Annotated in this window: 17 protein-coding genes; 16 read left to right on the top strand and 1 reads right to left on the bottom strand. The window is 38.4% G+C overall.

What is annotated here, in order from left to right:
* Window positions 1-32: 32 nt before the first annotated feature.
* The 15 genes from mutY (at window position 33) to GGG_RS0103100 (ending at window position 13,260) form a co-directional block, all read left to right on the top strand.
* Complete coding sequence (gene mutY, locus GGG_RS0103170; RefSeq protein ID WP_010112202.1) at window positions 33-1,097, top strand: A/G-specific adenine glycosylase; 1,065 nt, start codon at window positions 33-35, stop codon at window positions 1,095-1,097.
* Between the two features lie 89 nt (window positions 1,098-1,186).
* Window positions 1,187-1,723 carry a M23 family metallopeptidase gene (locus GGG_RS0103165; RefSeq protein ID WP_010112200.1) on the top strand — a complete coding sequence of 179 codons (537 nt, stop codon included), beginning with the start codon at window positions 1,187-1,189 and terminating at the stop codon, window positions 1,721-1,723.
* 45 nt (window positions 1,724-1,768) lie between these two features.
* Window positions 1,769-2,014 (top strand): hypothetical protein, encoded by a 246-nt coding sequence (locus GGG_RS0103160; RefSeq protein WP_010112198.1) that lies wholly within the window; start codon window positions 1,769-1,771, stop codon window positions 2,012-2,014.
* A gap of 37 nt (window positions 2,015-2,051) precedes the next feature.
* The gene (locus GGG_RS0103155) at window positions 2,052-2,606 is read left to right on the top strand and encodes a DNA-3-methyladenine glycosylase I (protein WP_010112196.1); all 555 of its coding nucleotides are present in this window, start codon (window positions 2,052-2,054) and stop codon (window positions 2,604-2,606) included.
* 30 nt (window positions 2,607-2,636) lie between these two features.
* Window positions 2,637-3,659: an NAD(P)-dependent alcohol dehydrogenase gene (locus tag GGG_RS0103150; RefSeq protein ID WP_010112194.1), complete on the top strand. Its 1,023-nt coding sequence runs from the start codon at window positions 2,637-2,639 to the stop codon at window positions 3,657-3,659.
* Between the two features lie 219 nt (window positions 3,660-3,878).
* Window positions 3,879-4,034 (top strand): hypothetical protein, encoded by a 156-nt coding sequence (locus GGG_RS21140; protein ID WP_171057647.1) that lies wholly within the window; start codon window positions 3,879-3,881, stop codon window positions 4,032-4,034.
* 290 nt (window positions 4,035-4,324) lie between these two features.
* Window positions 4,325-4,732: an RcnB family protein gene (locus tag GGG_RS0103140; protein ID WP_010112192.1), complete on the top strand. Its 408-nt coding sequence runs from the start codon at window positions 4,325-4,327 to the stop codon at window positions 4,730-4,732.
* A gap of 245 nt (window positions 4,733-4,977) precedes the next feature.
* Window positions 4,978-5,352 carry an RcnB family protein gene (locus GGG_RS0103135; protein WP_010112190.1) on the top strand — a complete coding sequence of 125 codons (375 nt, stop codon included), beginning with the start codon at window positions 4,978-4,980 and terminating at the stop codon, window positions 5,350-5,352.
* Between the two features lie 370 nt (window positions 5,353-5,722).
* Window positions 5,723-7,075: an amino-acid N-acetyltransferase gene (gene argA / locus GGG_RS0103130; protein WP_010112188.1), complete on the top strand. Its 1,353-nt coding sequence runs from the start codon at window positions 5,723-5,725 to the stop codon at window positions 7,073-7,075.
* Between the two features lie 334 nt (window positions 7,076-7,409).
* The gene (locus GGG_RS0103125; RefSeq protein WP_010112186.1) at window positions 7,410-8,369 is read left to right on the top strand and encodes a sulfonate ABC transporter substrate-binding protein; all 960 of its coding nucleotides are present in this window, start codon (window positions 7,410-7,412) and stop codon (window positions 8,367-8,369) included.
* A gap of 97 nt (window positions 8,370-8,466) precedes the next feature.
* The gene (locus tag GGG_RS0103120) at window positions 8,467-9,399 is read left to right on the top strand and encodes a sulfonate ABC transporter substrate-binding protein (protein WP_171057648.1); all 933 of its coding nucleotides are present in this window, start codon (window positions 8,467-8,469) and stop codon (window positions 9,397-9,399) included.
* A 30-nt stretch (window positions 9,400-9,429) separates the two neighbouring features.
* Window positions 9,430-10,599, top strand: coding sequence for an FMNH2-dependent alkanesulfonate monooxygenase (ssuD, locus tag GGG_RS0103115; RefSeq protein WP_010112182.1), 1,170 nt, complete (start codon window positions 9,430-9,432; stop codon window positions 10,597-10,599).
* The gene (gene ssuC / locus GGG_RS0103110) at window positions 10,596-11,417 is read left to right on the top strand and encodes an aliphatic sulfonate ABC transporter permease SsuC (RefSeq protein WP_010112181.1); all 822 of its coding nucleotides are present in this window, start codon (window positions 10,596-10,598) and stop codon (window positions 11,415-11,417) included. The genes ssuD and ssuC overlap by 4 nt, the downstream gene beginning before the upstream one ends.
* A gap of 9 nt (window positions 11,418-11,426) precedes the next feature.
* The gene (locus tag GGG_RS0103105) at window positions 11,427-12,224 is read left to right on the top strand and encodes an ATP-binding cassette domain-containing protein (protein WP_010112180.1); all 798 of its coding nucleotides are present in this window, start codon (window positions 11,427-11,429) and stop codon (window positions 12,222-12,224) included.
* A 418-nt stretch (window positions 12,225-12,642) separates the two neighbouring features.
* Complete coding sequence (locus tag GGG_RS0103100; RefSeq protein ID WP_010112179.1) at window positions 12,643-13,260, top strand: TetR/AcrR family transcriptional regulator; 618 nt, start codon at window positions 12,643-12,645, stop codon at window positions 13,258-13,260.
* 78 nt (window positions 13,261-13,338) lie between these two features.
* Here the strand turns inward: GGG_RS0103100 and GGG_RS0103095 are convergent, their stop codons facing one another.
* The gene (locus GGG_RS0103095; RefSeq protein ID WP_010112178.1) at window positions 13,339-13,902 is read right to left on the bottom strand and encodes a 5'-nucleosidase; all 564 of its coding nucleotides are present in this window, start codon (window positions 13,900-13,902) and stop codon (window positions 13,339-13,341) included.
* Window positions 13,903-14,104: 202 nt separating this feature from the next.
* Here GGG_RS0103095 and GGG_RS0103090 point away from each other — a divergent pair, with 202 nt between their 5' ends.
* Complete coding sequence (locus tag GGG_RS0103090) at window positions 14,105-14,647, top strand: NADPH-dependent FMN reductase (RefSeq protein ID WP_010112177.1); 543 nt, start codon at window positions 14,105-14,107, stop codon at window positions 14,645-14,647.
* The last annotated feature ends 241 nt before the right edge of the window (window positions 14,648-14,888 follow it).

Here is a 14,888-nt window from a genome sequence, read left to right as displayed (position 1 = left end):
CAGCTCTTGCACATGCTTTCTCCCTGACCAATATGTCGAATTTTTCCTTTTCAGATGCCCTCCTTACTTGGTTTGATCAACACGGACGCCATGATCTACCTTGGCAAGTCGCAGATGATCCATACAAAGTTTGGGTATCAGAAATTATGTTGCAACAAACTCAGGTCAAAACCGTACTGCAATATTTTGATCGTTTTATGCAACGCTTTCCTACAGTAAATGATTTAGGCACAGCTTCATGGGATGATGTTGCACCTTATTGGGCAGGACTGGGTTATTACGCACGCGCACGTAATTTACATAAGGCAGCAACCATTGTCAGTCAACAAGGTCACTTCCCTGAAACTTTAGCAGAATGGATTGAACTTCCTGGAATTGGGCCATCGACTGGTGGTGCATTGATGTCACTTGGCTTACGTCAATATGGTGTCATTATGGATGGCAATGTAAAACGTGTTTTAGCACGATTTTTTGCCATAGAAGACGATCTGACCAAACCTATCCATGAACGGGCAATGTGGCAACTGGCTGAAAGTCTTTGCCCTACTGAGCGAAATCATGACTATACTCAAGCCATTATGGACTTGGGTGCAACCATTTGTACGCCGAAAAAACCGCTCTGCTTATACTGTCCAATGCAACAACATTGTCAGGCACATCAACAAGGTTTAGAAACTGAGCTACCCTATAAAAAACCGAAAAAACCTGTTCCAGTAAAAACAGCCAAAGTCCTGTTGCTACAGTCAAATGAATTACAACCAAATGAACAGCGAGCAGATGGTCAATGGTTATGGTTACAACGACCAAATAGTGGATTATGGGGTGGCTTGTGGAGTCTACCGATCATAGAAGATGATACTGAATTCAATCAACTGTGCCAAAGACTCAAACTGGTTTCTACCGTTGATCCTGTTCAAATATCCCATAGCTTTACCCATTTCACTTGGATATTGAATGCTCAGATTTTCCAAATCGATGCAGATCAAAAAGAATATTTACAGGCTGAACTCGGTGGAGAATGGTTAACGCCACAAAAAGCTACACAAATGGGCATTCCCACGGCCATGAAAAAATTGATCTCTGCGGTAGAGATATGACATAGTCAAACTCAATAAGAAATGTGAATCATCCCATTTCTTATTGTTTCAAAACCAAAGAGCAAAAATTTATAAAACAAGGATTCCCCGTGTCACGTAGCATCCATTACAGCTTTATTTGCTTATTTATATTTATTTTAACGGCCTGTACAACAACACCAAAAAAATCAACACCTTTGCCGCAAAAAACTATTATGCGACTTAAAGCCATGCCCTTACCCAACCAATTGCCTATCCCTGTTGATGGTATAAAAGCTAAAAATCTAACCGACACATGGGGCGCTTCTCGTAGCCAAGGGCGTGCGCATGAAGGCATAGACATCATGGCTTCAAGAGGTACAAAAGTGTACAGTACCACTGAAGGTGTGATTGCAAGTTTAAAAAGTAACAATTTGGGTGGTAAAGTGATCTGGCTGATTGGACCAAGTGGCGCTTATCATTATTATGCACATTTGAATGACCATAAACGTGGTCTCAAAGAAGGCGATTATGTGAAAAAGGGGCAACTGATCGGCTATGTGGGCAATACAGGAAATGCACGCCATACTGCCCCACACTTACACTATGGACTATACTTAAACGGCAAAGGTCGTGGTGCGGTCAACCCTTACCCATATTTACGTTAATTGATGTCCATTCATTCATTTTAAGTCAGATTTTAGGAATATTTCATGTCAGAAGCTTTGATTGAGCGTTTAGTTAAGTTTGCAGAATCAGGCAATCAACAAAAAATTGTGCTCAACGGACAAACGCATCAAGGTTGGATCATGGAAATTACTGAAGATGCACTCTTGATCAGTACTGGATTTGCCGATAAGACTGGAAAAGATGTTTGGATCAAATTTACTGATTTAAACCAAGCTGAATTGTCCTATTGGGATACTGAAACAAACCAATGGGCTAATTTTCAAATCTAAACCATCATTTTATATAAATAAAAAAGGAGCATCTTTCATGTCAATTCAACGTTGTGGTTGGTGCTCAGATGATCCGATTTATATCGAATACCATGACCACGAATGGGGAAAGCCCAATCGTGATGAAAAGCATTTATTTGAAATGCTGTGCTTAGAAGGGCAACAAGCGGGATTATCTTGGATTACCGTGTTAAAAAAACGTGAATGTTATCGTACACATTTCTTTAATCATCCGATTCAAACCATTGCTGAACTCACCAATGATGACTTAGCTGAAAAGTGTAAAGATGCAGGTTTAATTCGCCATATTGGTAAATTAACAGCCATTCGTGACAATGCCATCGCATGGCAAAATATGAAGGCTCAAGGCATTGATATGGTGGATTGGTTATGGAATTTTGTCGATCAACAAGTTCAAAGCAATGATGTTCCTGACTATAAGCAAGCACCTGCACAAACCGATATTAGTTTAAAGCTTTCAAAAACATTGAAAAAAAATGGTTTTAAATTTGTTGGCCCAACGACGATTTATGCATTTATGCAAGCTATAGGCATGGTCAATGACCATGAAAATGATTGCTTAGCTCGTTAATATCCCATTAGATGATAGAAAGGATTCAAAATGTCTGAAAATACCATCCAAGCCTATGCTGCCTTAGAAGCAGGCGCAGCGCTTGTTCCTTATCAATTTGATGCAGGTGAATTACAAGCGCATCAAGTCGAAGTCAAAGTTGAATATTGCGGGTTATGCCACTCCGATGTTTCAGTGATCAATAATGAATGGGGGAATGCTGTTTTCCCTGTCGTTGGTGGACATGAAATTATTGGTACGATTACCCAATTGGGTTCAGAAGCCAAAGGTCTTAAAGTCGGACAACGTGTCGGGATTGGTTGGACTGCTGAAAGTTGCCAATATTGTGATCCGTGCATCAGCGGTCAGCAAGTGCTTTGTACAGGTGAAAAACAAGCGACTATCGTCGGTCATGCAGGCGGTTTTGCAAATAAAGTTCGCGCAGGTTGGCAATGGATTATTCCTCTTCCTGAGGATTTAGATCCTGAAAGTGCTGGACCATTACTGTGTGGGGGTATTACGGTTTTTGATCCAATTTTAAAGCATCAAATTCAAGCAGTTCATCATGTCGGTGTGATTGGTATTGGTGGTTTAGGTCACATGGCAATCAAATTACTCAAAGCATGGGGTTGTGAAATTACTGCATTTACCTCCAGTCTTGATAAAACTGATGAACTCAAAGCGATGGGGGCTGATCATGTCGTGAATAGCCGTGATGCCAATGCACTCAAAGCACAACGTGGAAAATTCGATTTATTATTGTGTACCGTCAATGTCACTTTAGACTGGAAACTCTACCTCAATACACTTGCGCCAAATGGTTCAATTCACATGCTAGGAATGGTTGTAGAACCTATGGCAATCCCTGCTGGGAATTTAATTAGTGGTGCAAAATCTGTCACAGGCTCTCCAACAGGTTCACCATTTGCATTACGTCAGCTTCTACAATTTGCAGCACGTAAAAATATTGCACCACAAATTGAGCTTTATCCCATGTCTAAAATTAATGATGCCTTAGAGCGCTTACATTCAGGAAAAGCTCGTTATCGTATTGTGTTAAAAGCAGATTTTTAATTCTATTGATCAAGATTGCTATTCACAACGTATGTTGTGAATAGCAAAAGCTAAAAAACAAAATCCATTTTTAAATAGATGAATAAAAATAAAATTCTCCAAACAATGTCTTAATAATCGCTTAAATCAATTAAAATAACCATATTGTTCAGTTTTTCAAATTTATAAATTCAGCCTATAGTCAAACTCAAGATGAATCAGCATATTGAGGAAATATTCATGAAAGATCAAAAACATAAAATTGAAATGATTCGCTCCATTGAACAATTACAACTTCCAACTCAACTGATTCAAGCTTTAGATGATGCCCAACAGGCTGAAAATGTTGTTAATGCAATCAATCACTTAAAACACATGACCCATCAATGGCACTAAACTTGTCTTCAAAATTACGCTATCCTTAAAAATAAGAGATTAAGTTGGAGCATTGTTCTGCGTTATTTTTATAATTCTTTACATTTTTTTGAACCCATTCACAATTTTCTAATTCGGCTTAATGTCTTATCATATAAGCGTTTCGAATAGTACTTTTATCAAATAAAGAAATATGTTCTTATTATCTCTGTATTTTTAAATGAAAAACTGAACTTTCTTCACAGTTTCTCTGCAATTAAGCAGTACAGTAGTGGTGTGAAAAATCTACACATCCAAAAGCGAGGGCTCTTATGAAAAAGATTTTAGCGATCATCGCAATCTCTTTATCAACACTGATGACAACTCAGATCAGCAGTGCAAAGCCTCATTTTGACAATGGTCGTGGATTTGATCGTGAAGATCGTGGTAATAAACATGATCGTGGCGACCGTGGGCGTCAATTCCGTGAAGATGACGACGACGATATTCAAGAACAGCGTCGTGAACGAGAAGAACGTGGTGTACGACGTTTACAGCAACATCGTTGGCAAACAGGTTATGTGATGCCTCAGCATTATCGTGGTAATAGTTATAAAGTCGATTATAAAGACAGTAATCTTCCAAAACCTTCTCGTAACCAACAATGGTACAAAATCAATAATGACTATATTTTAGTGGATTCTGACAGTAATAATATTGTCAGTATTCGTGGGATGTAAAACATCACCATTATTTAGAATTCGAAATGAAGAATATAAAGCTCAAACTTAGTTTGGGCTTTTTTATTATCGAGTGATTTGAAGCTGTGAATCATGAATTTCTTTTGTGCTTTTAAATACGGTTACATTCCTCCATCAAGTCTTCATATATTTCACAATTCAACTAAATCCCCCTCACCGTTTATCTCAAATTATTGAGTAAATTGATTTCATCAAAGGACAAAAGTTCAGTTCAGGTGAATCAAATGAAAAAAGTATTAACTGCGATTACATTATCACTCGGTGCTTTAGTTGCAACTTCAGCAATGGCTCATGATTATCATCAAAACGACCATGATCGTTATCAGCAAAATCATTGGGATCATAAAAATGATAACCGCTGGAATAACAATGATCGCTATGACAAATATGACCGCTATAACAACCGAGTAAATCCAAGTCGTGAATGGCGTTCTGGACAATATTTACCAAATCAATTCAACTCATCACGTTATCATGTCAACTATAAGAACTACCGCCAATTGCCAAAACCAGGCAAATACCAACAATGGTACAAAGTAAACGGTGACTATGTTTTAGTGAATGAACGTAATAATCGCATCATTCGCGTGATTGGTTAATTGCAGAATGATTAAATCATTTATGTACTTTGCCCCGCCAATTTATATTCAATAAAATCAAAAGCTCAATACCCATTGGGCTTTTTTTATATTCAGAGAATAAGCACCTCCTATTTTATTGATTATTGAAGATGAAAAAGAACAATACGCATTGTAACCTTCATCATTTCTCTATGATTTTCAATTAAATTGATCTCATCAAAAGACCAGACGATATTAGAGACTTAGTCCAATCTAAGAAAAACGCACAAAATCGAACACCCTTTTCGCACCAGTTCTCCCACGTTCTGGTGCTTTTTTTATTTTCTCTATTCTTCATCCCTATTTTTTGTTTAGAATCTCTTTCATACACCATCAAATTGAGATTGGCATGCAAACTGACATTTTAGAAACTTCACAAAGCACGACCCAGCAATATGTGCATTGGTTTCGTCATTCTGCACCTTATATCAATGCACACCGTGGCAAAACATTTGTCCTAATGTTTGGTGGTGAGGCAGTACAACATGAAAATTTTCAACATATTATCCATGACATTGCATTACTACATTCATTGGGTATCCGCCTAATCTTGGTGCACGGCGCTCGCCCACAAATTAATGCAAATTTAAAAGAAAAAGGGATTCAAAGCCCAATCCATATCAATCGTCGTGTCACGACACGTGAGTCCTTAGCTTGTGTAATGAATGCCGTTGGCTCAATTCGTCTACAAATTGAAGCCTTATTGTCTATGGGCTTGGCGAATTCACCGATGTATGGCGCTCGCATTGATGTCGTGTCAGGAAATTTCGTCACAGCAAAACCTTATGGCATCCGTGATGGTGTAGATTTTCAACTAACTGGAGAAGTTCGCACGATCGATACGGAAGCAATTCAACGCCATTTAGACAGTCAAAATATTGTTTTACTTGGGCCAACAGGTTACTCCACCACAGGTGAAGTGTTTAACCTGCTTGCAGAAGAAGTTGCGACTAAAACCGCAATTCATATTCAAGCCGACAAGCTGATTTTCTTGGGTAATCAACAAGGTTTAATGGATGAATATGGTCAATTATTGCGTGAAATCACACCATTGCAATTAGACCAACATATTGAAAAATACCAAGATTCCAACTTTGAAATCGCCCTACATTTGCAAAATGCCAAAGAAGCTTCTTTAAAAGGAGTGCATCGCGTACATTTACTCTCCTATGCCTATGATGGTGCATTGATCGAGGAATTATTCACACGAGATGGTCATGGCACCATGATCACTGATGCACATTATGAAGAAGTGCGTATGGCAAATATTGGTGATGTCGGTGGATTGATTAATCTCTTGCGCCCACTCGAAGAAGATGGGATTTTGGTTTATCGTTCACGTGAACGTTTAGAGAATGAAATCGGTCAATTTGCCGTGATTGAACGTGACGGAACAATTTTGGCCTGTGCTGCCTTATATCCAATTCCTGTCACTGGTGGCGAGATAAAATCGGCAGAAATTGCCTGTGTCGCAGTACATCCAAGTTATCGTAAATCTAACCGTGGTAGTCAAATTCTGCAATTCTTAGAAGAAAAAGCTCAACAATTACAGATTCAACAATTGTTTGTATTAACCACACGTACTGCGCATTGGTTCTTAGAACATGGTTTTAGTACAGCAAATGTAGATGACTTACCTGAAGCTCGCCAAGCTTTATATAATTATCAACGTAATTCAATGGTCTTTAAAAAGCAGATTTAAAGATTTGAAAATACCTGTTTGTTATCTGATTTTTTGCTAAGAATATTCGCTATCGCTATAGAAAAATCGAATTTATTCTTAGCAGAATCTCAGCTTAAATTATAAAAATTTAAAATAACTATTATTTAATTGATTATTTTTAATAACTTATAAACATTAAAGGTAATTGATTTTCAAATTTCTTTTGCACAATTTTAAATAAGTTTCACATTTTTAATTTTATCTTTTTTTTTCATTAGCAATCATCGAAAACTTATTTTTTGGAAATTACAAAGCGCTCTAAGCTGATGCTCATTCACTTCTCATCATTTCAAGTTTAGGAGCAACATGAGCCATGGCTAGTCAATTTCAACCTTCATGGAAAAAAATCACCCTTCTCAGTGCTAGCCTTGCCACCATCATGCTGCTTTCTGGCTGTGCCAAACAACAACAAACCACAACGCTGAATATCGGTTATCAAAAATATGGTTTACTTCCGATTATCAAAGCTCGTGGCGATTTAGATAAAGCGCTAAAAGAAAAAGGCGTCAATATTAAATGGGTCGAATTTCCTGCTGGCCCTCAACTACTCGAAGGCCTAAATGTTGGAAGCGTGTCATTTGGTGAGGCAGGCGAAGCACCTCCGATCTTTGCACAAGCCGCCAATTCAAATTTAGTTTATATCGCAAACCAACCTGCTGCACCCAAAGCAGAAGCCTTGATCGTTCCAAAAGATTCAACCATTAAATCCATTCAAGATTTAAAAGGGAAACGTGTCGTACTGAACAAAGGATCGAACGTTCATTATCTTTTACTCAAAGTTTTAGAAGCCAATCATTTAAAACTTGAAGATATTCAAGTGGTGTATTTACCCCCTGCCGATGCTCGTGCTGCTTTTGAAAAAGGTGCAGTGGATGCATGGGTGATTTGGGATCCGTTCTTTGCTTCAGCAGAAAAACAGCTGGGTGCGAAAGTTTTAGCCACAGGTGAAAACCTTGTAAGTAATCATCAATTTTATTTAGCTGATCGTAAATTTGCAGAACAACATCCTGATATTTTAAAAGCCGTTGTTAATGAGTTAAACACCACGACACAATGGGTTTCTCAACATCAAACTGATGCAGCCAAACTTTTAGAAAAACCAACAGGCTTACCTTTAGATGTGCTCAATACATCGATTTCTCGCATGGGTTTTGGTGTTCAACCGATTTCAAATGAAGTCGCAAAAGAACAGCAATATGTCGCAGATGCTTTTTATCAGCAAAAATTAATTCCAAACAAAATCAATATTCAAGCAGCCATTTTGGCAAATTAAAACCACATGAAATAAACAGGTTATAGAGGAAATAGACATGACTCAACACATTGCACAGCACAAAACAGCAACATGGTTCAACGCACAGGGTCATGGCATGACCGCCATGTTCATTGCTTGTGCAATGTTAGGTTCTACAGCAGTTTGGGCAGTCGATCCGAGTGTGAAACAATTACGTATTGGTTTTCAAAAAAGCTCAATTAATTTTGCCATCGCCAAACAGCAAAAACTGTATGAAAAGGAATTTCCAAATGCCAAAATTTCTTGGAATGAATTTCCCGCAGGCCCACAAATTTTAGAAGCACTTGCTGTCGGTTCTCTCGATATTGGCGTTACAGGTGATACACCACCCGTTTATGCGCAGGCAGCCAATAAGCCCTTGTATTACATTGCTTATGAAGCAGCGAAGCCGTTGGCTTCAGCTATTTTAGTGCCTAAAAGTTCACAACTTACGCAATTAAGCCAACTCAAAGGCAAACGTATTGCCTTACAAAAAGGCTCAAGCGCACATTACTTATTGGTACAAGCGGTACGTAAAGCTGGTTTGCAGTGGTCTGATATTCAACCAATTTGGCTCACACCTGCCGATGCTCGTGCCGCATTTCAAAAAGGCGCTGTGGATGCATGGGCAGTTTGGGATCCTTATTTTGCTTCGGCACAAGTTGAAGATCAGGCTCGAATTTTGGCATCTGGTAAGGGACTCAGTCCAAATTACACCTTCTATTTGGCTTCACCTGATTTTGTCAAACAGCATCCTCAAGCTGTGAAAAGCATTATTCAACAGGTCAATATTGCAGACAAATGGGTGCAAGCACATCGAACTGAAACTGCACAATCCATTGGACAAAGTACGGGTTTAAAACCTCAAGTCAGCCAAGTCTTTATTGACCGACGACCAAGACCTTCTGGTGCAGCACCACTCACCGCTCAGGTGATTGCCGACCAACAGCAACTGGCAGATCGTTTTAGTGAACTCAAAATTATTCCCAATAGCATCAACATTAAACAAGCTGTTTGGACAGCGAAATAATATTTAAATACTTTTTCAGGATTGAATGAAATGAAAATCTTCTGGTTTATTCCCACTCACGGTGACAGTCGTTATTTAGGTACCAGTAAAGGCGCTCGCCAAGTAGACCACGCCTATATGAAACAAATTGCAGTAACCGTTGACCATTTAGGCTATGAAGGTGTACTCATCCCAACAGGACGTTCTTGTGAAGATCCATGGATTACTGCTGCAAGCTTAATTGATGCAACCCAAAATTTAAAATTCTTAGTGGCTTTACGTCCTGGTGTTACGACACCAGCGCTAGCTGCTCGTATGGCTGCCACTTTTGACCGTTTATCCAATGGTCGTGTGTTGCTTAACCTTGTTACGGGTGGCGATGAACAAGAACTCAAAGGTGATGGTGTCTATGAAGATCATTCAACACGTTATAAAACAGCTGCGGAATACACCACTATTTGGCGTGAAATTTTAAAACGTTCACATACTGGTGAAGCATTTACATTTCATGGTGAGCGATTAAGTGTTGATGATGCCAAATTACTTTATCCGCCAATACAACAGCCTTATCCACCGCTCTGGTTCGGTGGTTCATCAGACGATGCGATTGAGCTTGCTGCTGACCAAGTGGACACCTATTTAACATGGGGTGAACCTCCTGCCGCAGTCAAAGAAAAGATTGCAGTTGTAAAAGCCAAGGCCGATGCCAAAGGTCGTCAGCTCAATTATGGTATCCGTTTGCATGTGATTGTCCGTGAAACCAATGAACAGGCATGGCAAGCAGCCAACGAACTGATTCAATATGTCGATGATGCGACCATTGCCGCAGCACAAAAGAAGTTTAAGCAAATGGATTCAGTCGGTCAGCGCCGTATGGCTGAGTTACATAATGGAGATCGAAGCAAACTGGAAGTATCGCCAAATCTCTGGGCAGGTGTCGGTCTAGTTCGTGGCGGTGCAGGTACAGCGTTGGTGGGTGATCCACAAACCGTTGCAGACCGTATCCAAGAATATGCTGATCTAGGAATTAATACCTTTATTTTCTCGGGCTATCCACATTTGGAAGAATCAATTCGTTTTGCAGAATTGGTATTCCCACTGCTTCCTATTGAAACCCGAAAAAAACTGACTCAACCGAATTTAACAGGCCCATTTGGTGAAATTGTTGCGAATAATTACACGCCTGAAGAGAACAAAGCACCGCTTAAGGAGTCAGCATGAATGCAACGATCAAAAATATAACTCCATCTAAAAGCACAGCTGTTTCACGTGGAACAAAACAATTCGGGCAACGCTTGTTGCCTTGGATTGTGCCTATTTTATTAATCGTAATTTGGCAAATTGCGTCTAAAGGTGGTCTTTTAGAAAGTCGTGTTTTACCAGCACCTACGGCTGTTGTTTCTGCATTTTGGACATTACTGATCAGCGGTGAACTTTGGCAACATGTCAAAGTCAGCGCAGGACGAGCTTTGTTGGGTTTATTGGTGGGTGGTGGTTTGGGTTTATTACTTGGACTTTTGAATGGTTCATCTAAAGTTGCCTCGAACCTACTGGATACAACCTTGCAAATGATTCGTAATATTCCAGCTTTGGCCTTAATTCCTTTAGTTATTCTTTGGTTTGGTATTGATGAATCAGCAAAGTTATTTCTGGTCGCTATCGGTGTATTTTTTCCTATTTATATCAATACCTATCATGGTATCCGTTCTGTAGACCCGCAACTTATTGAAATGGGTAAAAGCTATGGGCTCACTAACTGGCAACTCTACAAGGAAATTATTTTACCGGGTGCGATGCCTTCTATTTTAGTGGGTTTACGTTTTTCTCTCGGTTTGGTTTGGGTATTACTGATTGTTGCTGAAACGATTTCTGCACAATCTGGTATTGGTTATATGACCATGAATGCGCGTGAATTTCTGCAAACAGATATCGTCTTAGTGGGCATTTTACTCTACGCCCTTTTGGGTAAATTGGCAGATGTCTTTGCACAATACTTAGAAAAATATTTACTGCGTTGGCACGCAGGCTATCAAAAATAGGAGAAGACCATGACTGACTTAAGTATCAGCCAATATGCGAATGATCTGCTTCCTGTGACTGAGTCACAAACTGACAATCAGACGCAAGTTGGCGCAGAAATTTCCATAGAACAACTCTATAAATATTATGCTGATGTCAAAGTACTTGAAGATTTAGATCTTAATATTGAAGCAGGCGAATTTGTAGCGATTGTCGGGCGCAGTGGTTGCGGTAAAAGTACCCTGCTGCGATTGATTGCCGATTTAGAACAACCGAGCTATGGCGAAATCAAATTTAAATCTTTACGCAATTTCCGTGAAGGTATTACATCTGATGATATTCGAGTGATGTTCCAAGACCCTCGCCTACTGCCATGGAAAAATATTTTAAATAATGTTCAGCTTGGATTAAACAAAGATCAACATGATAAAGCAGAACAATTATTAGAAAAAGTTGGCTTAAAGGAAAAATCTAAATTATGGCCTTCACAACTTTCAGGTGGGCAACGACAACGTGCTGCTTTAGCACGTGCGTTATCACATACACCTCGAATATTATTATTGGATGAACCGCTAGGTGCTTTAGATGCACTGACTCGCTTAGAGATGCAAAACCTCATCGAGAAATTATGGTTGGAACAAGGTTTTACCACTATTTTAGTCACGCATGATGTGAGTGAGGCAGTGCAATTGGCAGATCGTATCATTCTACTTGATCAAGGACATATCGCTCAGCAATTTAGCATTGATCTACCACGTCCACGCCAAAAAGGTCGTGCTTTTGCTGAACTTGAGCAACAAGTCCTGACTGCTGTACTTGCCACTTAAGTTCAACACCATGCAAATGATGAAACTACGACCTCTGCAAAATCCTTTAATTTCTATATCCTTTAATTTCTATTTTTATTTGAATTAAAGGATATTATGATTATAAATACGAATAGTTATTATTAACTTGGATACAATGCGATTATAATATCGTCCAATGGCTATTTTTATCTCAGCTTAAAAGTACATTTAATATTTAAAATGTCTTAATGTTAAAATAATAGGCTTTAAATGACAGAATTTCATCAATTATTTCGCTCTAGTTTAGTGCAAAAATAATAAAAAAGCCGAGAATTCACTTATTAGTAATACTTCATCATAAATTATCACAAATATTTCAAAATAATGCTGCTTTCTGTGCACAAATCAAACATTTTACCGTACAATTTATGAATCATTTATTTAGTTCAAAGTTGCGATGGAACAAAAGAAGAGCGCTCAAAAACGACAGCAATTACTCAATGCTGCATTAGATGTATTTTCTGTATACGGTTTCAATGGTGCAAGTCTGGATGAAATTGCACAATTGGCAGATATGCATAAGTCGAATATTTTCTATTACTATGAAAATAAAGAAGCTTTGTATGTCGAAGTACTCACAACCGTTATGCAAAAATGGCTTGCGCCATTACAATCCTTAGAATCTGAACTAGAACCCGCTGAGGCTCTAGCGCATTACTTGATGACCAAAATTGAAATTTCTCGAGTGCAACCTAAAGCATCAAAACTGTTTGCATTGGAAATTATTCAAGGGGCACCGCATATTTTACCGATTTTAAAAGGCCCACTTAAAAAGCTATTTAAACGCAAAGCCAAAGTTATTTTAAACTGGCAAGAGCAAGGTAAAATATCAGATAAAATTGATCCAGAATTATTGATTATCAATATTTGGGGATTAACGCAAAACTATGCTGATTTTAGTACCCAATTAGAAATGGTGACTGGAAAAACCTTACGCAATAAAAGCATGTGCCAACGTGCAATTGAACACACTGTACATATGATTTTATACGGTGTTCTTCCTCGCAATCCATAATTTGATAATCCATTATTGAATTATTTTGGCAAACGGCCATAGTTCCCTATGGTCGCCAAGATACTCATCCATCAATCTTTAAATAGATTGATACAGTTTTAAGAGTTTCTGCGCCCCCAATAACAAATTTTCTTCCCAATCTAAATGTGCTGTATCATTTGCACCGTCTGTAATGTATTTGATTGAAATCAATCGTACATTCAACTTTTTACAGACCTTAGCCAAAGCATAACCTTCCATATCAACCAAGTTACAATTGACTTTAGGCTGCCCTGTTTCAAAACTATCCCCTGTACCGCAAATCCCTTGTGGAAGGTCTAGGAAATAAGGTTCAAGCTGAATCTCATGCGGGAAATGGTTATCCATTGGCGTGACACCAACCTCAAAACCAAGAGGTGAAACATCCATATCTCTCTGCACAAAAGTGGTAACCTCAACCAATTCATGTGCATTAAAAAATGAACTTCCAGCTGAACCTAAATTCAAAATGGTTTTACAGCCTGTCTTTTGAATCACATCAAAAGCCGTAAATGCGGCATTAATCTTACCGATACCACTATAGTGAATAGGTATCTGCGCTTGCTCAAATAACCCTTTTGATTCATTCGGTAAAGCCATAATCAGCGCGAGATCATTTTTCATATTCAAATCACATCCAGTTTTAGCCATTAGAATTGAAAATATTTTCAGAATCAATAATAAAGATGCCCTATTTATTCATCATAGAACATCGATGAACAGCCTCAAATCGACATTTATTTAGATAAAATATATACAAATCACTACGATATCGGTGAATTGATTTATTCATAATGATTCAAACAAAATAACTGAGCAATCATCTATGAATATTCAAATCATTGTCGGTAGTATCCGTGAAGGACGTGTTGCAATAAAAATAGCGGACTGGCTAATCAGCGAAATCAAAAAATTAGAATTCAGCACTTTAAATGTAGATATTGTTGATCTGAAAGAGTGGGATTTGCCTTTTTTTGCAGGAAAAAACCCTCCTGCAACGGGTATCTACGATCAACCTAAACAACAAGAATGGGCTAAAAAAATTGCATCTGGTGATGCCTTTATCTTTATCACACCTGAATATAATCATGGTTATAGCCCTGTGCTTAAAAATGCAATTGATTATGTATTTAAAGAGTGGCAAGGCAAACCAGCCGCTTTTGTAAGCTATGGCGGAACCAATGGTTCTCGTTCTATAGATCAAATTAAGCAAGTATGTGCTTCTATCGGCATGATTGACTCAAATGCAGTGATTGAGATTCGAGATATCGGGCAACGCAATAAAGCTGAAACTTTTGAAGGCAATGAGTTTGATAATAAAGCAGTTAAATCTGTTATCAATAAACTCATTCAGTATGCCAATGTCTAGTTTATGATGTAGGTTTTGGCTTACAACAACTATTCACTTTTTCTTCTTTTCTGTCATGTGAATCTTTCATATTCTATAGCCATAGGGAACAGGAAGTTTCCCAGACAAAAAACAACAATAATCGGTCTGAGCATCAGGAATGTGAGATTAGACAGGAGTCAAATCTAACTAACCAATACGAAGAAACCTCGTCAGGATGACGGGGTTTCTTTTTATTTATTGTTTTTACTACTATCAATTA

The sequence above is a fragment of the Acinetobacter sp. P8-3-8 genome (genome assembly GCF_000214135.1).
GTDB lineage: Bacteria > Pseudomonadota > Gammaproteobacteria > Pseudomonadales > Moraxellaceae > Acinetobacter.
This window is presented reverse-complemented; position numbering and strand designations above follow the sequence as displayed.